Origin of the sequence: Shewanella indica (assembly GCF_033842865.1) — a bacterium.
Taxonomy (GTDB): Bacteria; Pseudomonadota; Gammaproteobacteria; order Enterobacterales; family Shewanellaceae; genus Shewanella; species Shewanella indica.
Genome location: NZ_JAWXXR010000001.1, coordinates 2,330,394 through 2,351,400, shown reverse-complemented (window position 1 = coordinate 2,351,400; position 21,007 = coordinate 2,330,394). Strand labels below are relative to the sequence as shown.

Below are 21,007 nucleotides of genomic sequence, written 5' to 3'. Positions count from 1 at the left end.
GATGAATGAAGGGCAAAGCTATAATATCAGCTTTATATAAAAACAAAATCCATCTGAGCCAATAGCGCTCAAAAGCCCTGGACTCAATCGTCGCGGGTCAGGACTTCCAGCAGTTCAATTTCAAATTCAAGATCCGAATTCGGCTTGATCAGCGCCCCAACCTGGCGTTCGCCATAAGCCAGATGTGCCGGAACCTTGAGTCGGCGTTTGCCACCGACCTTCATTCCCATCAAGCCCAGATCCCAGCCCTTGATCACCCGCCCCGTGCCAATGACACACTGAAAGGGACGGCCCTTGTCCCAGGAAGAATCAAATTGAGTACCGTCACTCAACCAACCTCGGTAGTGAGCCGTGATAAGCGCTCCTTTCACCGCAGCTTTGCCCTGACCTTCCTCAATATCTATGATTGCCAATTCTGCCGTCATGGCTTGTTCCTCAACCTATGGTTCAAAAGGCGCATCTTATCCGTAAAAGGAACTGAACACTATTCCATGGATAGATGAAGCGGCATGGCAGGCACTTTTCCTTTAAGCTCAAGCCCTTGCTATACTGGCCGCCCGCGGCACTTATATGGCACTTAAATAACAGTCACAGGATGGGACGTCCAGAATGAAGCACACAATTTCCCCCTCTGAACGCTATGCCCAAGGCCCTTGGCAGCAAGACCCCGCCCAGTTGCCTGCGCTGGCAGCGCTTGATAAGCGTTTTCAGGCGCTCGGTCAGGGAAACAAAGTCCCCGGGCTCTACCTGTGGGGCGATGTCGGCCGCGGCAAGACCATGTTGATGGATCTCTTTTTCAATGCCGTCGAGGGGCAGCCCAAGCTCAGACTGCATTTTCATCACTTTATGGCCAGGGTTCACAGAGATCTGAACCGCATCAGCGGCACCCGTGAGCCTTTGGATCAGATTGCCGCCACACTGGCCAAAGAATGCCGCCTGCTGTGCTTCGATGAGTTTTTCGTCTCGGATATCGGCGATGCCATTATTCTTGGACGTTTACTCGAAGGCCTGTTTAACCGTGGCGTTATGCTGGTCAGCACTTCCAATACGCCAATCGAGCGCCTCTATGAAAACGGCCTGCAGCGAGAGCGCTTTTTGCCGACTATCGACTTGTTGCAACAAAAGATGGAATCGCTGCACCTCAATGGCGAGCAGGACCATCGCCTCACCAAAGGCGCGCTCCATGCCCAGGCGGCACTTCCCCTGCTGCAGCTTGGCAATGAACCTGACTTCAGCCAGTGGCTTTCAACAAACGCCTCGGGTCCAGGGCAACTCAGCATCATGGGCAGAGCGCTTTTTTTCCAAGCCATGGAGGCCACCCAATCCCTGGCCTGGTTTCGCTTCGATCAGCTCTGCGAAGGGCCGAGATCCACTCTGGATTATATGGAGCTGGCCGAAACACTGGATACTCTGCTGCTGAGCCATGTGCCCAGGCTTGGCGGTGAGCGCCGCGGCTGGATCCGCGCCCGTGGCACCGAAGATGCTGCCGAAGCCGTCAGCACAGGCGATAGAAAGCTCAGTTATGCGCCGGAGGATGATGCCGCCCGGCGCTTTATCGCCCTGATAGATGAGTTTTATGACAGGGGTAAACAACTGGTGCTGCATGCCCAAGTACCACTGGAACAACTGTATCAGGGCGGCGCCCTCAGCTTCGAGTTTCGCCGCACCTACAGCCGCTTAAGCGAAATGTTGCAGGGAACTCCCGGCAAGCCAGGGGTAGGTTATTGAAACGCGAATAAAGATGACATCAACCTCTTGTATCCGAGCCATGCCCATCAGCCATAAATAACTCTTACCCCAGGATAAGCTCATAGATGTTGCTGACCCGCTCGGCCTGCTCCGCCACTTTTTCCTGCGCCACTTGCCCAGGCAACCCGGCCAGAGTTAACCTGTGGTTTTCATCCCTCAGCATGCAATAGGCCTGAGTCAGATGCTGCGCCGACATCAAGGGCAACAGCTCAAGCTCAGCCAACACCTCAAAAATCCGCACATTATCAGACCAGATACACAGCTCAGGGTACTTATGGGCATGGGCCAGCACCAGATACTGAGCGATAAATTCAATATCGGCGATACCGCCAACGCTTTGTTTAAGATCGAACATTCCCTGCGGCGCTTTGAGCAGATGGTCGCGCATCTTAAGGCGCATCTCGCGCACTTCGCTGGCCAGCTGTTTCCTGTCTCTTGCTTGGCGCAGCACACTGTCTCGCACCGTCTGAAACTCCTGCGCCAGGACGTTGTCACCGAAAACAAAGCGGGCACGAACCAAAGCCTGATGTTCCCAGGTCCAGGCCTCCTGCTGCTGATATTCACCGAAATGCCCAATTTCACTGACCAAGAGCCCGGAGGCGCCCGATGGTCTCAGGCGCATATCCACCTCGTAGAGCTCGCCCGACATGGTGCGGGTAGAAAACAGGTGTAATATCCGCTGCGCCAGTTTGAGATAGAAGTGCCCCACATCCAACGGCTTGTCACCGTCAGTCGAGCCGCCCTTGGCATTGTGCAGAAACACCAGGTCGAGATCCGAGCCGTAGCCCAGCTCAATGCCCCCCAGCTTGCCATAGCCGACGACGGCAAAACCTATCTCCCCGTCAGCCAGGCCAGGCGGCATGCCGTGGCGCTCTGTCATTTGCTGCCAGGCCTGTTGCACCACTTGCTCTATAATGGCCTCGGCAAGAAAGGTCAGGTGATCGCTGACCTGCATGATAGGCAAGACCCCGGTGACATCCGCGGCGGCAATTTTCAACTGTTGTGACAGTTTGAACTGCCTGAGCGCCTCCATCTGCTGCTCCATATCCTCTTCCGGAACCCGCAGCAGGTATTGACGCAGTTCACTGCCGTAATCATCCAGAGAAGTGGTGTCATAAAGCTGCGCCGGATCGATCAGCTCATCCAGCAACATGGGGAATTTCGCCAGTTGCTGGGCAATCCAGGGACTGGCACAACACAGGCTCACCAATTGTTGGCGGGCGCCGGGGTTTTCACACAAAAGTTCAAGATAAGTGGTGCGGGTGAGGATCTGCTCCAGTACGCCGGTTACCGGCTTGAATGCCTTGCTGGGATTGGGCTGCAGCGTCAGCTCCTCAAGCATTTTCGGCATCAGCTTATCCAGGGTATCCCGCCCTCTTGGGCCTATGGCCCGGCGTGATACCGTCTCGTGCCAATGGGCCAGACTGCTCCAGAGTTCATTGTCTTCTATGCCTCGCTCGGCCAGCAGCGATTGTATGTCTTCCTCGCTGTCACAGACCCAGAGCTGGCAGGCCCAGCTATCGCTTTGCTCCTCATTGTCTTCATCACCGCCGACGGTATCGCGAAAATGGCGATGAATTTTGAACATGGCAGAATCAATCTCACTGCGCAGCTCTGCTTCATTGGCCATCTCCAGTGCATAGCAGAGACGATGCCAATCCAAACCGTTATCCGGCAGGGTCTGGGTCTGTTTATCTCCTATGGCCTGCAACAGGTTTTCTACCCGGCGCAGCAGCAGATAACTTTGCTTGAGTTCATCTACCGCCAGGTACTCAAGTTGCCCCAAACGAAAGAGGGTATCTATGGCATCGAACAGGCTTTGACTGCGCAGCGCAGGCTCCCGGCCGCCGCGGATAAGCTGAAAACTCTGCACCACGAACTCCACTTCGCGGATACCGCCGGCACCGAGTTTGATGTTGTCCTTGAGCTGGCGCCGCCGTACTTCCTGGGCGATAAGGCGTTTCATCCGCCTCAAGGAATCTATGGCAGAAAAGTCGATATAACGCCGGTAAACAAAGGGGCGCAGCAGGTCGTGAAGCTCATCAGAGTATTGAGTCCAGGGACCAAGCGCACGGGCTTTGACCATGGCATAACGCTCCCAGTCACGCCCCTGCTCCTGATAATAATCCTCAAGGGCGCTGTAGCTGACCACCAGCGGGCCACTCTCGCCATAGGGACGCAAACGCATGTCGACCCGGAACACAAAGCCATCGACTGTGACCTGCCCCAGCAGATTGACCAGGCGTTGCCCCATGCGGATAAAGAACTGCTGGTTATCCAGGCTGCGCCGACCGCCCTGGGTCTCGCCGTGTTCCGGGAAGGTAAAGATCAAGTCGATATCGGATGAGAAATTCAGCTCACGACCGCCCAGCTTGCCCATTCCCAGGATCATCAAGGGTTGTGGCTTGCCGTCGCTGTCACAGGGGGTTCCCAGACTCTGGCACATTTCACGATAGAGCCAGTCTCTGGCGCCGATGATCAGTGCCTCAGCCAATACAGAGAGATCAAGCAGTGACTCCTGCAGCGGGCTATAACCCATGAAGTCGCGCCAGGCGAGGCGTACCATTTGCCGATTGCGATAATTTCGCAGCACTGATTTGGCGGTTTCTTCCTGGGTGACAGAGTCGAGCAGGGATTGAATTTCGCCGGCAAAGTCTTGTCTATCCAGGCGAGTGAGCTGGCCGGTAAACAAGGGGGCAATCCACTCTGGGTGGCGGCACAGCTGAGTGGCAACATAATCACTCAGGCCCATAACTCGCTGCAGCTCCTGCTGCTCGATGAGGCTGAGCTCGGTGACCACCTCAGGCCAGCGCTCCACCAGCAGATGCCAATGCTTACCGGCCTGCTTACACAGCAACTCGGAAAACGGCTTTTGACTGTCACACCCCAATTCCATAGTTATCCCTGTTCGATTGTATTCAAGATTATTTAGACATATTATGTCATTTTACTGCACGTATCTCTGCTCGACATGAGGGTTACCAAGTCGATGCCTGTGATTCTGACTTCACCCCAATTCTTGTGGGTGATACTCTGTGCACAGATTACACCAACTTGCACTGACGGCCTACGGGGACCAGAGGTTTTAGCACCGTTTGCCAGTCTCAAGTGCTTATCATAATGGAGAAAACATGGCAGGAATGCTGATCCGTATTCTCAGTCTGCTAATGCTGTTATCACTGACAGCCTGCGGTGACGACAGACCCGAGCAGATCGCCCAGTTGCAACAGCTGAATGACCAACGTCTGGAAAAACTCGGCCAGATGCTGGACAAAGACCAGCTGCGCAACGGCATCTTACTTAAACAGTATGGTCAAATTCTGGCGCAGCAGCGGCCGGAATTACAACCGCTGGTGGAGCAACTGACACTGGATGCCACCAGTAAAGGACCACTGTACAAGTCTCTGGAAAGCAGGGTGAAAGACGCCAAGGTGGCGAGCAACTTTGTTAATCTTGACCAACAGTTGGAAGAGGAAAACAACCTCTATCAAGCGCTGGACTCAAGCCTGTTCAACGACATGCTGTCAGATCCCGTCAATGTGATTGCCGATATGTCAGAGGGCAAACTCGCCAGGGTCAACGCCATCAGCCGCGAGGCTTCAACCCTGGCCAATGGCTCGGAAGACTTTGGTGCCGGCAGCCAGTTGGTGGGTAACCCCGCCTATGGCCAGTGGCAAACCGATTCCAACGGCATGTCCTTTTGGGCCTGGTATGGCATGTACTCCATGTTTTCCAACCTGTTCCACAGGCCGGTTTATTATGACAACTGGTCCAGAGGCAGGGATTACAGCTACTACAATGATGTGGGCCGCTATCGCTATACCTCCCCCAAGCAGGCCAAGGCCCAAACTCAGGTCTATGAGCGCACCAAAAAACGTTTCGACTCTCAAGGCAAACGCTTTGACAGCCCTTATGCCAAGTCCCGCTCCGGCTCCAGCGCCCTCTCTCGTCAGAGCAGCGCCGCACCCAAGCCATCCAGCAGTGGACAATCGGCCAGCAAGTTTCGCTCAAACTACTCTAAAGACAGCAGTTTCCGTAATTCTGGCAGTCGCACCAGCCGTGGTGTCAGCCGGGGCAAATAACTCAGCCAGGATCACAACTTAAGGAATGAACATGACTCTATTTCAGGAATTCGGCATCACTCAGGAACTGGCCGTCATACTCGCCATCGACCTTTCTATCGCCGTGGTACTGCTCACTCTGACCCGCTACCTGCAGGGCTGGAGTATTCGGGTAAACAGCAGTGAAGAGCTGGCGGTCAGAGACAACTTCGCCTTCGGCATCAGCACCGCCGGCGCTGTTGCGGCACTGGGTATAGTGCTGACAGGCGCCATTACCGGCGCCGCCGCTCACAGTTATCTGCAGGAAGCCATCGGCATGAGCGCCTACGGCCTGTTTGGTCTGGTGCTGATCAAAATGGGGCGCTTTTTGCACGATAAAATCGCCTTGAATAATATCGACAAGAACGCCCTGGTACTCAAAGGCAATGTGTCGGTTGCCATAGTCGATGCCTCGGCCGCTATCGCCACTGCGATTATTATCCGCGCCGTGCTACTGTGGGCCGAAGATCTGACTCTGGATACCTTTATTGCCATCCTCAGTGCCTTCGCCATCTCTCAATTGATGCTGGTGTTGCTGACCCGCCTCAGAGAGAATCGCTACGCCGCCCGCAACCAGGACAGCTCAATGCAGCAAGCGCTGGCACAGGGAAATACCGCCTTGGCGATACGTCATGCCGGGGCGATGATCGCCATGGCGCTGAGCTTCAATGCCGCCAGTCACTTTATCGTCTTCAGCCCTGAAGCCTATGTCACCAACGCCCTTGGCTGGCTGGTGTTCTCCTTCATTATGTTGGTGGTACTGAGCCTGCTGCTGCCCTTAGTCAAACTCCTGGTGCTGGCAAAAATTGACCTCGCCGATGAGGTGGAAAAGCAGCACAACATAGGCTTGGCCGCGGTGGAAATGGCGATCAGCATAGCGGTTGCGCTGATCCTCACCGCTTTGATGGCCTGATCCCGTGGCATTAAGTAGTCACGCCAACCCCCAAGAGCCCAACAGACGCCACTTAGGTGCCCTCGATGATGCCCTGCTTTTGGGGATCATGGGGGTACTGGCGGCCTGTGGTCTGATATACGAATACCTGCTTTCCCATTATGCCGGGCGCATTTTGGGCGCCCTCGAGGCAGCCATCTACACCATGATAGGCTTGATGATAGTCTCCATGGGCTTGGGGGCCTTTGCCGCCCGCAAGATAAAGTGCGCCTTCAGTGGCTTTGCAGTATTGGAATTAACTGTCGCCTTGCTGGGCTCACTGGCGATTCTGATCACTGCGGCCGTCATCGGCTTTGGCCACGAGCTGCCGGAACTGATAGGACGAACCCTGGGGCTACCGCCGGATCATCTGCCTAAGGGTGGCTTTATCGGCCGTTTTCAGGAGTTATCCCGCTACCTGCCCTATCTCTGGGGTGTGTTGCTCGGCTTGATGATAGGCATGGAGATCCCGCTCATTGCCAGGGTGCGTCAGGCTCTTTCCGAAGAACACCTGCTGCACAATGCCGGCACCATCTATGGCGCCGACTATATAGGCGCAGGTGTCGGCGCGGCGCTCTGGGTCGGCTTTATGCTGGCGCTGGATATCCAGCTGGCTGCCGCCATGACAGCCGCCTTTAACCTCTTGGCCGGGTTTATCTTTATTATTCGCTTCAGAGACAGGATCTGCGCCGCCAACTGGTTACTGGCGGCACACGTACTGGCTACGGGGATACTGCTGATGCTGGCCATCAAGGGGCCGACCTGGGAGCAAGGGTTCAACAACCTCCTGTATCAAGACAAGGTCGTCTATGCCAAGGCTACCCGGTTTCAGCAACTGACACTGACCAAGCGCCTGATGGGTAACCATCTGCCGCCGGTGTACTCCCTCTATATCAATGGACGGCTGCAGTTCTCCTCCAGTGATGAACACATCTATCATGCCTTCCTGGTACATCCGACTCTGGCAGCCAGTGCCCGTCACGACAAGGTGTTGATCATAGGCGGTGGGGATGGATTAGGCTTGAAACAGGTACTGAAATGGCAACCTAAGCAGGTCACTCTGGTGGATCTCGATGCCGAGATGGTCAAACTGTTCAAAGAACCCGGGGCTGAAGTACCGGAAGATCTCAGGACTGCATTGCTCGGCCTCAACGACAACGCCTTTGCCGATCCCAGGGTGGAAACGGTTTTCGACGATGCCTTTAACGGTGTCGACCGCTTGCTGGCCCGCGGTGATAAATACGATGCCATCATAGTGGATCTGCCTGATCCCTCACATCCGGATCTCAATAAGCTCTATTCAGACCTGTTTTATAAAAAACTCAGGGAACTTTTGAGCGCGGATGGAGCCATCAGTATACAGTCCACCTCGCCTTACCATGCGACCAAGGCCTTTATCTCAGTCGGCAAGACCCTGGCACTGGCGGGATTCAAGGTGAATCAGTATCACCACAATGTGCCCAGCTTTGGCGAATGGGGCTGGACCATAGGGACACTCAATGGCCAGGACGCCAAGAGCAGGCTGCAGCAGATGCAGCAACTGCCGGTAGAGGATGACTGGTTGACGCCTGGGCTTATTCGCGGCGCCTTCGAGTTTCCGAAACAATTTTACACTAAGATGGACCAGGTTCAGCCCAACACCATAGGCTCGCTGCAGCTGTATTACTACCACCTGCAGGCGTGGACAGATGAACAGGGTGTAGCAACCTTTTAAACAGGCAAAGATAACGCTTGACATATTATGTCTCGGTGTTATCTTTAAACGCAGACATAATATGTCAAAGAGGACAAATATGAATATTCACACTATTGCCAATCATTTAAATGGACTTGGCGACAACAGCTCTACTGGGTTCCAGTTTGACTGTTACCCCATTGAAGGGGATGTAGAAGTGTTGCAGGTCAATGTGGTTGGCCGTGAAGAGATCCCCGTATTTGTTTCGGTAACGGAAAACCAAATCCTCTGCATCAGTTATCTCTGGGGAGAGGATGAACTCAAGCAGGAACGCCGTGCCGAGATGTTTGAAACCATGTTGGAACTCAACATCCCTATGCCACTGTCTTCATTCGCCAAGATTGATGATAAGTATGTGGTTTACGGTGCACTCTCCCTGCAATCGAGCATGCTGGAAATAGAGCAGGAACTCTCTGTCCTGTCTGACAACTGTCTCGAAGTCATTGACGAACTGGTCGACTTTTTGAAATAAGGAGCCAAATCATGGGCATACTGAACAAAATTCTTACAGCATTCCGCGGTGGGGCCAACGAAGTCGGCCAAAGCATAGTGGATGCCAATTCAACCCGCATCTTCGAACAGGAGATCCGTGACGCCGAGAAACACCTCACCAAGGCCAAGCGTGAACTGACAGATGTGATGGCCAAAGAGATGCAAGCCAGCCGCGAAATCGATCGCATTAAGCGTGCTATCGCCGAGCATGAAGGCTATGCCACTCAGGCACTGGAAAAAGGCAATGAAACCCTGGCACTGGAAGTGGCCGAGAAGATTGCCCAGCTGGAAATGGAACTGGCCGAGCAACAAACCGCCAACGACAGCTTCAGCGCCCACGCTGCCCGCCTGAAAGATCTGGTAAAGAAAACCGAACGTCAGTTGGCCGACTATCAGCGTCAGCTGAGCATGGTCAAGACCACAGAAAGTGTGCAAAAGGCCACGGCTTCCATTACCGACTCTTTCGCGTCAAGCAACTCCAAACTGCTCAACGCCAAAGACTCACTGGAGCGTATCAAGGCCCGTCAGCAACAATTTGACGACCGCCTGAAGGCTGCCGAAAACCTGGAAGCCGAGAACAGCGACCAATCGCTGAAAGCCAAGCTGGCTGAAGCCGGTATCGGCGAGCAGAAGAGCAACGCCAGCGATGTGCTCGAGCGTTTAAAAGCCAAGAAAGGCTGATAACCTATGGGATTCTTTGGCAGCCTGTTTGGCAAAAAAGAAACTCCAGTGCGTCAGCTTAAGCATCCGTCAGAGCTGCAAAAGGGCGATATGATCTCCCTAGATGACAGCTTTGCCCTGCCTGCGCACCTGCGCGGGCAGCAGCTTAGGGTCGAAGCCATCAATACCTATGAGTATCAGCGCAGTCAGTCGACTGAGTGGGTACTCAAGGGGCACAGCGGTGAAGCCATCTATCTGGGGCTGGATGAAGACGACGAAACCTGGCTGGCTTTTTCACTGAAAATAAGCCGTGCTCAGGTGGATGCCTTATTCGATCTGGATGATTTCTCCGCCATCTTCGATGAACCGGGGAAAGCTGAGCTGAGTACCAAGGCGCTCACCGCCGAGACTGAGATGCTTGAGCAATGGCTCGGGAAACACTACCATCAGGTCAGTTTTGCTGAGTTTGGCTATTTCCACCGGGAAGATTACCGTGGGCTCAGGCCTCCTCAGGATGCTGACGGTGCAACAGGTGATGCCTTCGAGAGCTATCAGTTGCTGGATGATGACGAGTCTCGCGCTGTGGATATCGAAGTCTATGAAGGCGGCGAAACCGATGTGGCGCTAACCCTTTACCGCCCCCTCAGCGATATTCGTGACTACTGGCCAGGAGAATAATGCGGCATGAGCAAGAACCACCCTTATCCGGAAAAATGGTTACAAAACCAAAAAGCTGCCAAGGCAACCCAGGTAGCTTTCGATCTGGATGAAAGGTTTCAATACTCCATCCGCAAGGCGGCCCTGGATACAGGAGTAAGCCCGTCAGATCAGATCCGCATGATATTGGGTTTATCCGTGGCCAAGCGTCCCAAGCGGCCACGGTTAACCGTTTCGCTCAGTCCCGCCGACTATGTTCAGCTCGCCGAAAAATACGGCTTGGCACCGGATGCACAGCTGGAAATCAAAAAACGGGTATTGGAAGACCTGGTACAATTCGTAGACGAACAATAAACGCGCGCATTTACAGGAAACGGTAAGTCTTTTACCCTGAAAGGATATCAAGTTTTTCAATGGAAGAACCAATGCCGGATAAACCTCGCTGGTTCCTGAAGCCGCCTGTTCAAGTCTCCCCTTTCGAATTGGCGATGATGTTATTGTCGCTGATTTCTGTGGTTGTGATCCTGATCATGACCTTTGTCCCTGTCGATCCTGAAACCCATAAGCTGTTGTTTTATATCGATACGGGTATCTGTTTTATCTTTATGAGTTATTTCCTGGTGGGCTTGGTTCAGGCAGAGAATCGACTCGCTTATATCAAGTCTCACTGGGTCGACTTTGTCGCCAGCATTCCGGCGATTGAAGCGCTGCGCTTCGCCCGTTTATTCCAGATCCTCCGGGTATTGCGGCTCATTCGCATGAGCAGTTCGCTGATAGGGCCACTGCTGAAACAAAGACGTCAAGCCACTATCGCCAGCCTACTGGTGTCCATGGTGACTATCATCACTATCGCCTCGGTATTGATGTTGCTGGTGGAAAGCGGCGTCGAAGGCGCCAATATTCAAACCGCCGAAAACGCTATCTGGTGGGCAATTGTGACTATTTCCACCGTCGGATACGGTGACTTTTACCCCGTGACGACTGTGGGTCATGTAATAGGTGGCATAGTCATCGTCTGCGGGGTCAGTTTCTTCGGGGTCATTTCCGGTTATATGGCATCGCTGTTTGTCGCCCCTGATGAACAAGAGAGCCTGGAAAACCAAAGCAAGGTCATCAAGAGCGAGTTGGATCTGGTACTCGAACGCATGGAAGCTAACCAACAACAGATGCTGACGGAGATCGCCGACTTGAAGCAGAAACTGGCGCAGCAACAGCGGGACTAATCCAATCAACAAGAAGGACGCCTAGGCGTCCTTCTTTGTGCTTATTTCCGGGCGACTCCTCCGGAAAACTTAGGGAAGGCGCGAATAAGTCCTCGTGGCCTTCTCTTTTGTAGTAGAGTGGCTTGCACAGCAATTGGCGTTCAAGGCGTCAACGCCAGTAAGGATGTTGCTGCAACGCCATCTTGCGGGATTGCTCCATCGCAAAAATCAAACTCTGCTGTTTGTCGGTCAAGGCTTCGGCACACTCAGGCGCCAACTGCTCGGCCATGACATAAGCGCCAAGACTGATGATCCCATGACTCAAGTCCTGCCAGGGGGCACGGAAACTATCGCGAGCCTTGGATGAGTAGAGACTGCCATAAGCCAGCCCCACCAAGATGCCTTCATCCAAGGGCGTTGCCAGTTTCAAATAGTCATCACGGCTGAGTTCATCCCCCGGCATGGCCGCCAACAACTTTTGCCAGGATGCCTCCTGCAGACCGTCACAGGTTCCCTTCAAGCCACCGGCCACGACTATCTGCATTTCACCACTGGCAAGTTCGAGCAACATGTTCACCAGTTGCAACTGCAGCTGACCATAGCGGCAATCCTGCCATAGCGTTTGTAAACGGCCGTGGAAATCCATATTTTGCAACTGTTGCGATGCCCGTTCACGCACATCCCCCGCATTGCCCAGCTTACCAAGCAGCAACTTATCCTGGGCCAAACGCCCGAGATAATTGGCTTCTGTCACAAAAGCGAGTTGCTGCTCCAGCCAGGAAAATCCCGCTTTGGTCTGGCTGTTGCCCAGGGTGAACTGCCCCAAAGTCAAGCGCAGCAGGCGCACGCAAGAGCGCAGACGCTGCCACAATAGCGCTTGCCCTACCGGGTCATCAAAACTCTCGGCAATCATGCCCTCCAACAATTGCCAACGCTCCAACGCCGTTTCCAGCACCACCAAGAGTGTCGCCTTGATATCATTATCACAGGGCAGGCTGATATATTGCAGCGCTTCCAACGCCAGTGGACTGGCCTGCTGCGCCAGGCGATAGCCTCGCTGCGCCTTACTGGCCTTCCCCAGGCGCAGGGGCACATTGGCTGCCACCTGCTGTGCCAGCGGTAAGAGATCGGCTGCTCGGCCCCGCTTGAGTTCAAATTCCAGCTCACAAAGCGATTCGCTCCGGCCCCCGGCACTGATAGTGCCGGTATCCAGTGCCAACTCTATCAGGCTATCCCCCTGAATCACCAACCAGCAGCAACGCTGAAAATCAGTATGAAACAGGCAACCGAGGCGGGCTTGCAGTCCGTCGATATCGGTATTCTCAGGCCAAATTTCAGCAGGAAACAGCGATAAAACAGGGCTGTTGGCATCAATATCGACATTGTATTCCGGTCGACTGTGGATCCCACCGCTGACCCGACCGGCAGTTTTTATGGTCTGCTCCCGCTTACCGTCACATCCGCGGACTCTAAGCCCCATATCCAGCTGACGCAGTGCCAGCTCTGGCGTATCATAATAGCCATTACTCAACTGCTGGCATCCCTGGGATGTAGCGGCGGGTAAGGAGTTCAGAAATGTGGTCAGCTGACTGACTTCTGTGGCGGGGAAAAAGAGCTTAAGTTCTATCTCATTTTGTTGATTGTCGGCATCCATGGTGCGCTACTGCTCATTTTGTCATCAAAAATTCATCATCTCGTCATTCAAAGGTCACAATGTCATATTGTTGTCACAAAAATGACCTAGGATTATCCTGTCGGGTGATATATAACCCGATAGAATAAAAACTGACGTGTTTTCTGTAAAAACACAGTTTCAATAAGCGGACGCTTGGGTTAACATTCGCCCGCATTTCCAATAGTGGAATAACCTAAATAGGTAAACGGCTATGCCAGTAAACTCTATTTTAGGCGTGTTTGCAAAATCGCCGATAAAACCTCTGCAAGAGCATATAGACAAAGTATACGATTGTGCTTCGCTACTCGTGCCCTTCTTCGAAGCGACCATAGCTGAAGATTGGGACAGTGCGGTCACTATTCGCAAGAAGATCAGCCAAGAGGAAAAAGAAGCTGACTTTCTTAAACGCGAAATCCGCCTGACACTGCCAGGTGGCTTGTTTATGCCAGTAGAAAGGACTGACTTACTGGAGCTCCTGACCCAACAGGACAAAATCGCTAATAAAGCTAAAGATATTTCCGGTCGAATCATCGGCCGCCAACTGCTTGTTCCTCAAACCATCCAAACCCCATTCATCGCTTATTTGCAGCGCTGCCTAGATGCAGTCGCCCTGGCCAAAGAAGCGATCAACGAGCTCGATGATCTGCTGGAAGCAGGCTTTAGAGGCCGTGAAGTGGATTTGGTAGCCAAAATGATCAGTGAACTCGATGCTATCGAAGAAGACACTGATGATCTGCAAATTCAGGTGCGTCGACAGCTGTTCGCCATGGAAGCTGAACTTAATCCTATCGATGTCATGTTCCTCTATAAGATAATTGAGTGGGTTGGTGACCTGGCAGATCTTGCCGAACGTGTCGGTTCCCGCCTTGAGCTGATGCTGGCTCGCGTCTAACAAACAAAAGGTTATCAAGGTAACAACATGGTTGATGTATTAGTCACCTATGGCCCATGGCTCATAGGTATCGCGGCTGTTTTCGGGTTTCTTATGGCCTGGGGCATTGGGGCCAACGACGTAGCAAATGCTATGGGTACGTCTGTTGGTTCAAACGCTATTACCATTAAGCAAGCGATTATTATCGCAATGATCTTTGAATTCGCCGGCGCCTATCTGGCCGGTGGTGAAGTCACCAGTACCATACGAAAAGGGATCATAGATTCCGCTTTCTTCGTAGATAGCCCCGAGTTACTGGTCTACGGCATGATAGCCTCTCTATTGGCTGCGGGTATCTGGCTGGTAGCCGCATCAGCTCTTGGCTGGCCGGTTTCCACCACTCACTCTATCGTGGGAGCCATCATAGGCTTTGCTGCTGTGGGTGTGGGCACTGAAGCCGTTGCCTGGGGCAAAGTCGTTGGTATCGTTGGCTCTTGGGTCGTCACCCCGGCCATCTCAGGCTTTATCGCCTTTATGATTTTCCAGAGCGTACAAAAACTGATTTTCAATACTGAAAACCCTTTGGAAAACGCTAAACGTTATGTGCCTTTCTACATGGCCTTTGCCGGCTTTGTAATGTCTTTGGTTACCATCACCAAGGGCCTTAAGCACGTTGGTCTCAAGTTCAGTACTGTAGAAGCCTATCTGTTGGCATTGGCGATCGCCATTCTGGTGGGTATTGCGGGTAAAATCGCCATCAGCCGTCTGAAGATGAGCAGCAAAAACGATCGCCAGACCAACTTCGGCAATGTTGAACGAGTCTTCGCCATTCTGATGGTTGTGACCGCCTGTTGTATGGCTTTTGCCCACGGCTCCAACGACGTGGCCAATGCTATTGGTCCATTGGCTGCAGTTGTCTCTGTGGTAAACAGTGGCGGTGCCATTGAAGCCAAGGCACCGCTGGTTTGGTGGATTCTGCCTCTGGGTGCCGTTGGTATCGTTATGGGTCTGGCCATCTTCGGCAAGCGCGTAATGACCACTATAGGTAAGAATATTACTCACCTGACCCCAAGTCGTGGCTTTGCCGCCGAACTGGCCGCAGCCTCAACCGTGGTTATCGCCTCGGGCACAGGTTTACCTATTTCCACCACTCAAACTCTGGTAGGTGCGGTATTGGGTGTGGGTATGGCCAGGGGGATTGCCGCCATCAATATCGGTGTGGTTCGCAACATTGTAGTTTCATGGGTAGTGACCTTGCCAGCCGGTGCCGGCCTGTCTATTCTGTTCTTCTTCACCATCAAGGGTGTGTTCGGTTAACAGAAGTAACATTAGAAATCACGGTAAATATCATGATTATAAGAGGGAAGTCGAATGACTTCCCTCTTGCATTGAAGCCTTCAAATCCCTAGCATGTGGGCAGTATTTTGCGACAGAGAATGACTAAGTGTTAAGACTCCTGACTCTCATAGGGATGATGCTCCTGTCTCCCACCCTATTGGCCCAAGGCCAGACGCGCTATATTTCGGATGATGTCTTCATCTACATTCATGGTGGACCCGGCACTCAATACCGGATCCTGGGTAGTATCGAAGCCGGTCAGCAGATAAACGTGTTGCCTGAGCGCCAAGGCGATTACACCAAGATTATCGACCATAAGGATCGTGAAGGCTGGGTACTGACCAGCATGATCTCCAAGGACAAGTCGCTGCGTTTTCGCGTCTCAGAACTGGAAAGCCAGTTGGTCGAAGCCAAAAGCCAGCTCACAGGACTTCAGAGCGAAAATGGTGACTTCAAGGGCGAGCTTGGCAGCCTCAAGTCTCAGCTGAGCAAAGCCCAGGCCGAACTGGCCCAAGCCAGTGCAGAACGCGATGAAGCCATCGCCAAGCTCAAATCGATGAAAGACAATGAGCGTTTCCGTATGTGGCAAGAAGGCGGACTCATCGCCGCCCTGGGTTTAATCCTCGGGGTTATTCTGGTTTACATGCCAAGACCACAGCGACGCAAGAAAGATCGTTGGATGTAATAACATTTTTCCCTTCTTAAAGGCCAGTGTTTAAAACCACTGGCCTTTTGTTTATGTGACTTTACAGCTGGGGTGCGTAAAGCCAATTAAACAATTTTCACATTCCCGCCAAGATTGGTGTCACAGATCACATTTTGATTGTATAATCGGCGCGCGCAAGCGCCAATATTGTATACAAAATTAATAAAGCGTCTTTTGCGTCAGACATATTCCAGGTAATTCGAGCAGTCATTAACTGTCCCCCAACCGGCTTAGATGGAAGCGATAACTATGTTCAAAGCGAGTGAAGTTCTGGCAGGCCACTATGATAGCGCCAATCTCGACGAACTCTTTAAAGCCATCAGTGACAACTATATTGTCGACGAAGAGCAATATCTGTCCGATCTGATCAAGCTAGTCCCGTCGAGTGACGAAACCATTGAGCGTGTGACCCGTCGCGCCCACGACTTGGTCAGCAAGGTTCGTCAATATGACAAAAAAGGTCTGATGGTAGGTATAGACGCTTTTTTACAGCAATACAGCCTTGAGACTCAGGAAGGCATCATACTCATGTGCCTGGCCGAAGCCCTGCTGCGGATCCCGGATCCGGAAACGGCCGATGCCCTGATTGAAGACAAGCTCTCAGGTGCCAAATGGGACGAGCATCTGTCAAAGAGTGATTCTGTATTGGTCAACGCCTCGACATGGGGCCTGATGCTGACGGGCAAAATCGTCAAACTTGACCGCAACCTGGATGGCAGTCCAAGCAACTTACTGAAACGCTTGGTTAATCGCCTGGGTGAGCCGGTGATCCGCCAAGCCATGTATGCCGCCATGAAGATCATGGGCAAACAGTTCGTACTCGGCCGCACAGTTAAAGAAGCGCTGAAAAACAGTGAAGACAAGCGCAAGCAGGGCTATACCCACTCTTACGACATGCTGGGTGAAGCCGCTCTGACCCAGAGAGATGCCGAGAAATACTTCCAGGATTACTCCCACGCCATCAGCGAATTAGGAGCCCAGCAGTACGATGAATCCCAGGCGCCCAGACCGACGATTTCCATCAAGCTGTCGGCGCTGCATCCCCGCTATGAAGTGGCCAATGAAGACAGAGTCATGTCCGAGTTGTATGCCACTGTGATCAAGCTGATTGAGCAGGCTCGCAGCCTGAATGTCGGTATCTCTATCGATGCCGAAGAGGTAGACCGTCTCGAGCTGTCACTCAAGCTGTTCCGCAAGTTATACAACTCAGAAGCCGCCAAGGGCTGGGGCCTATTAGGCATAGTGGTTCAGGCTTACTCTAAACGGGCACTGCCTGTACTCCTGTGGCTGACCAAGCTTGCCAAAGAGCAAGGCGATGAAATCCCGTTGCGACTGGTGAAAGGCGCTTACTGGGACAGCGAACTCAAGTGGGCCCAACAGGCAGGTGAAGCCGGTTATCCCCTCTACACCCGCAAGGTGGGGACGGATCTCTCCTATCTGGCCTGTGCTCGTTTCCTGTTATCGGACAAGACCCGTGGTGCCATCTATCCACAATTTGCCAGCCATAACGCCCAGACAGTCGCTGCCATCAGCGATATGGCCGGCGATCGTGAGTTTGAATTCCAGCGTCTGCACGGCATGGGACAGGAGTTGTACGACACCATTTTGGCGGAAAGCCGAGCTCGCACCGTCAGAATTTATGCCCCGATAGGTGCCCATAAAGATCTGCTGCCCTATCTGGTGCGCCGTCTGCTGGAAAACGGTGCCAACACTTCATTTGTGCATAAGTTGGTGGATCCCAACACACCAATCGATTCACTGATCACCCACCCTCTGGTGACAGTCAAACAATACAAAACCCTGGCCAATAACAAGATAGTGAAGCCTGCCGACATTTTTGGCAGCGAACGCAAAAACTCCAAGGGACTCAATATGAACATTCTCTCTGAAGCCGAACCCTTCTTCGCGGCACTGGATCAGTTCAAGGCTCATCAATGGCATGCCGGCCCGCTGATCAATGGTGAAACCCTGAGCGGCGAGTCAAAGCCGGTTGTCAGCCCCTATGACACGACACAAACCGTCGGTCAGGTGGTTTTTGCCGACAACCAAGCCGTTGAGCAGGCCATCAGTTCAGCCGTCGCCGCCTTCCCAGCCTGGTGTCGCACGCCGGTGGCACAGCGCGCCAGCGCACTGCAAAAACTGGCCGACCTGCTGGAAGAAAATCGCGAAGAACTGATAGTGCTCTGTACCCGTGAAGCCGGCAAGAGCCTGCAGGACGGCATAGATGAAGTCCGAGAAGCCATCGACTTCTGCCGCTACTATGCGGTGCAGGCCAAGAAGATGATGAGCAAGCCCGAGCTGCTCCCCGGGCCAACCGGTGAATTGAACGAACTGTTTGTTCAAGGCCGCGGTGTCTTTGTCTGTATCAGCCCCTGGAACTTCCCGTTGGCGATTTTCCTCGGTCAGGTGACAGCAGCCCTTGCTGCCGGCAACACAGTTATCGCCAAGCCGGCCGAGCAAACCTGCCTGGTGGGCTACCGCGCCGTACAACTGGCCCATGAAGCCGGGATCCCCAAAGAAGCGCTGCAATTCCTGCCGGGCACAGGCGCCAGTGTCGGCGCCGCACTGACCAGCGACGAACGTATCGGCGGTGTCTGCTTCACAGGTTCGACCGGCACGGCCAAGGTGATCAACCGTGCTCTGGCTGCCCGCGAAGGCGCCATCATTCCGCTTATCGCCGAAACCGGTGGTCAAAATGCCATGGTGGTGGACTCCACCTCCCAGCCGGAGCAAGTGGTCAACGATGTGGTTGCCTCTTCCTTTACCAGCGCTGGCCAGCGCTGCTCGGCGCTGCGGGTACTCTATCTGCAGGAAGATATCGCCGATCGGGTACTGGAGATCCTCAAGGGTGCAATGGATGAACTCAGCATTGGCTATCCTGGTTCAGTGAAGACAGATGTCGGCCCTGTGATCGATGCCACAGCCAAAGCCAATCTCAACGCCCATATCGAGCACATCAAACAGGTAGGCAAGCTTATCAAACAGGTGGAGCTGCCCGCTGACTGCAAGGATGGCCATTTCGTTGCTCCAACCGCGGTGGAAATCGATTCCATCAAGGTGCTGGAGAAAGAACATTTCGGCCCAATACTGCACGTTATCCGTTTCAAAGCCTCAGAGCTGGACAAGGTGATTGCCGATATCAACAGCACAGGCTTTGGTCTGACTCTGGGGATCCATAGCCGCAACGAAGGCCACGCCCTGAGCGTTGCCGACCAAGTCAATGTAGGTAACGTCTATATTAACCGTAACCAGATTGGCGCCGTGGTGGGTGTGCAGCCCTTCGGTGGTCAGGGGCTTTCCGGCACAGGTCCCAAGGCCGGCGGGCCACACTACCTGACCCGCTTTATGACAGAAAAGACCCGCACCAACAACATCACAGCCATAGGTGGCAATGCTACTCTGCTGTCACTGGGTGATGCGGAATAATCTCCACCCATGAAAAAAGCCAGGAATTATTTCCTGGCTTTTTATTATCTGCTCGCGGCAAACAAACTCACGCTATCAGCTCTTGGCTTCCTCGGGACAAAAGTTATCCATCACCAGAGCGCAAGCGGCATCGCCGGTAATATTCAGCGATGTACGTATCATGTCGAAAATCCGGTCGAGGGCAAACAGCAGTGGCAGTCCATCGATAGGGATCTTGGCCGCCAGTAATACGGCCACCACCAGGAAAGAAGGCCCAGGCACCCCGGCCTGGCCAATAGCACCCAAGGTAGAGGTGAAGATGATAGCCGCATAGGCGGCAAGGCTCAGATCAATGTTATACATTTGGGCAAAGAACATGGCGACCAAACCATAATAGATGGCGTTGCCGCTCATATTGATGGTGGCGCCCAACGGCAATACGAAAGAAGCCGTGGCTTTTGAGACCTTCAACTCCTGCTCACAGGTTTCCATATTCACCGGCAAGGTCGCCATGGAGGAAGCCGTAGACAAGGCCATCACCTGGGGCTTTTTCATTGCACTGATGAAGCGCGCCGCCGACACCTTGGAAAACAGCTGCACCATCAAGGGGAAGAAGATGAAAGCGTAAATCAAAATTGCACCAACGAAGACGATGAATAACTTGAATACCACCTCAAGGGCATCAAAACCAAAGGTGCCGACTGAGTCGGCCATCAGACCGAATACCCCTATGGGTGCCACCAACATGACACAGTTAATCATCCAGACCATAGCCTCTGTGATGGCATTAAGCGCCCCAAGGATCGGCTTGACGCCATCGCCCTTGACCTTGGTCAGTGCTATGCCAAAGAAAATACTGAACACCAGGATCTGTAAAATATTCCCTCCGGTCAGCGACTCAAATACATTGGTTGGTATCATGCCGATGAAGGTATCCATCACCCCGGGGAGATCGCCCTGTTCTTTGGTGACTTCCATTAGGTCAGTCATGCTGTGGGCAGTAAAATCAACTCCCTTACCCGGTTGAAACAGGTTTCCCAGCACCAGTGCCAAGGTGACTGCGATACCCGAAGTCACAATAAAGAAGCCGAATGTTCCTAGACCGATTTTCCCAGCCGAAGGGGTGTCCCCCAAACTGGCAGCACCAGAGATGATAGCCACCAATACCAGCGGTATGACCAACATCTTGATCAAATGGATAAAAATAGTCCCCAATGGGGCAAACATGCTGGCATCCTCACCTAACCACCAGCCTACAGCCGCCCCCAAAAACATGGCAATCACGACTTGCACGCCGATATTGCCAATCCAGTGTTTGTTATTCATTGTTATGTCTCCGCCGCACAAGGGCGTCATCTTGTCAAAATCAAAGCGGGCAAAGGTACCACATTCAAGCCAATCGCTTCCGTGAGTTTTCTCGACTCAGGCTCAACAATTAGTCAAAAATGGCAAAAGATGCAAAGAGAATTTAAAATATTCAATTTCC

The 21,007-nt window shown here is 53.1% G+C and carries 17 protein-coding genes; 13 read left to right on the top strand and 4 right to left on the bottom strand.

Annotation, left to right across the window (positions count from 1 at the left end):
- Positions 1-83 precede the first annotated feature (83 nt).
- Positions 84-425: an FKBP-type peptidyl-prolyl cis-trans isomerase gene (locus SIL79_RS10565; protein WP_025890081.1), complete on the bottom strand. Its 342-nt coding sequence runs from the start codon at positions 423-425 to the stop codon at positions 84-86.
- 184 nt (positions 426-609) lie between these two features.
- Between SIL79_RS10565 and zapE the strand changes: the two genes are divergently transcribed.
- Positions 610-1,728: a cell division protein ZapE gene (gene zapE, locus SIL79_RS10560; RefSeq protein WP_162206416.1), complete on the top strand. Its 1,119-nt coding sequence runs from the start codon at positions 610-612 to the stop codon at positions 1,726-1,728.
- Between the two features lie 64 nt (positions 1,729-1,792).
- On the opposite strand, the gene glnE is transcribed toward zapE, so the two are convergent.
- Complete coding sequence (glnE, locus tag SIL79_RS10555; protein ID WP_144360954.1) at positions 1,793-4,645, bottom strand: bifunctional [glutamate--ammonia ligase]-adenylyl-L-tyrosine phosphorylase/[glutamate--ammonia-ligase] adenylyltransferase; 2,853 nt, start codon at positions 4,643-4,645, stop codon at positions 1,793-1,795.
- 235 nt (positions 4,646-4,880) lie between these two features.
- Here glnE and SIL79_RS10550 point away from each other — a divergent pair, with 235 nt between their 5' ends.
- The 8 genes from SIL79_RS10550 to SIL79_RS10515 all read left to right on the top strand — a co-directional run bounded on the left by SIL79_RS10550 (position 4,881) and on the right by SIL79_RS10515 (position 11,547).
- The gene (locus SIL79_RS10550) at positions 4,881-5,831 is read left to right on the top strand and encodes a hypothetical protein (protein WP_039034534.1); all 951 of its coding nucleotides are present in this window, start codon (positions 4,881-4,883) and stop codon (positions 5,829-5,831) included.
- Between the two features lie 31 nt (positions 5,832-5,862).
- Positions 5,863-6,762: a DUF350 domain-containing protein gene (locus SIL79_RS10545; RefSeq protein ID WP_039034533.1), complete on the top strand. Its 900-nt coding sequence runs from the start codon at positions 5,863-5,865 to the stop codon at positions 6,760-6,762.
- A gap of 4 nt (positions 6,763-6,766) precedes the next feature.
- Positions 6,767-8,494, top strand: coding sequence for a polyamine aminopropyltransferase (locus SIL79_RS10540; RefSeq protein WP_162206417.1), 1,728 nt, complete (start codon positions 6,767-6,769; stop codon positions 8,492-8,494).
- 79 nt (positions 8,495-8,573) lie between these two features.
- Positions 8,574-8,987 carry a YjfI family protein gene (locus SIL79_RS10535; RefSeq protein ID WP_025010359.1) on the top strand — a complete coding sequence of 138 codons (414 nt, stop codon included), beginning with the start codon at positions 8,574-8,576 and terminating at the stop codon, positions 8,985-8,987.
- A gap of 11 nt (positions 8,988-8,998) precedes the next feature.
- Entirely contained in the window at positions 8,999-9,688 is a 690-nt protein-coding gene (locus tag SIL79_RS10530) for a PspA/IM30 family protein (protein WP_039034531.1), read from the top strand.
- Between the two features lie 6 nt (positions 9,689-9,694).
- Entirely contained in the window at positions 9,695-10,345 is a 651-nt protein-coding gene (locus SIL79_RS10525; protein ID WP_162206418.1) for a DUF4178 domain-containing protein, read from the top strand.
- A gap of 6 nt (positions 10,346-10,351) precedes the next feature.
- A complete protein-coding gene (locus tag SIL79_RS10520; RefSeq protein WP_039034529.1) occupies positions 10,352-10,678 on the top strand; it encodes a hypothetical protein in 327 nt (108 codons plus the stop codon).
- Positions 10,679-10,749: 71 nt separating this feature from the next.
- On the top strand, positions 10,750-11,547 hold the full coding sequence (locus SIL79_RS10515; protein ID WP_039034569.1) for an ion transporter: 798 nt from the start codon (positions 10,750-10,752) through the stop codon (positions 11,545-11,547).
- Positions 11,548-11,695: 148 nt separating this feature from the next.
- On the opposite strand, the gene SIL79_RS10510 is transcribed toward SIL79_RS10515, so the two are convergent.
- On the bottom strand, positions 11,696-13,180 hold the full coding sequence (locus SIL79_RS10510; RefSeq protein ID WP_202932801.1) for a CYTH domain-containing protein: 1,485 nt from the start codon (positions 13,178-13,180) through the stop codon (positions 11,696-11,698).
- Between the two features lie 232 nt (positions 13,181-13,412).
- Between SIL79_RS10510 and SIL79_RS10505 the strand changes: the two genes are divergently transcribed.
- The 4 genes from SIL79_RS10505 to putA all read left to right on the top strand — a co-directional run bounded on the left by SIL79_RS10505 (position 13,413) and on the right by putA (position 19,542).
- Complete coding sequence (locus SIL79_RS10505; protein WP_039034527.1) at positions 13,413-14,093, top strand: TIGR00153 family protein; 681 nt, start codon at positions 13,413-13,415, stop codon at positions 14,091-14,093.
- Positions 14,094-14,120: 27 nt separating this feature from the next.
- Positions 14,121-15,389, top strand: coding sequence for an inorganic phosphate transporter (locus SIL79_RS10500; protein ID WP_039034526.1), 1,269 nt, complete (start codon positions 14,121-14,123; stop codon positions 15,387-15,389).
- Between the two features lie 127 nt (positions 15,390-15,516).
- Positions 15,517-16,095 carry a TIGR04211 family SH3 domain-containing protein gene (locus SIL79_RS10495; protein ID WP_083399717.1) on the top strand — a complete coding sequence of 193 codons (579 nt, stop codon included), beginning with the start codon at positions 15,517-15,519 and terminating at the stop codon, positions 16,093-16,095.
- Positions 16,096-16,350: 255 nt separating this feature from the next.
- Positions 16,351-19,542, top strand: a complete 3,192-nt coding sequence (gene putA, locus SIL79_RS10490; RefSeq protein ID WP_177192571.1) for a bifunctional proline dehydrogenase/L-glutamate gamma-semialdehyde dehydrogenase PutA — start codon at positions 16,351-16,353, stop codon at positions 19,540-19,542.
- A 75-nt stretch (positions 19,543-19,617) separates the two neighbouring features.
- Here putA and SIL79_RS10485 read toward each other — a convergent pair whose 3' ends face one another.
- A complete protein-coding gene (locus tag SIL79_RS10485; RefSeq protein WP_162206419.1) occupies positions 19,618-20,847 on the bottom strand; it encodes a dicarboxylate/amino acid:cation symporter in 1,230 nt (409 codons plus the stop codon).
- Between the last annotated feature and the right edge of the window lie 160 nt (positions 20,848-21,007).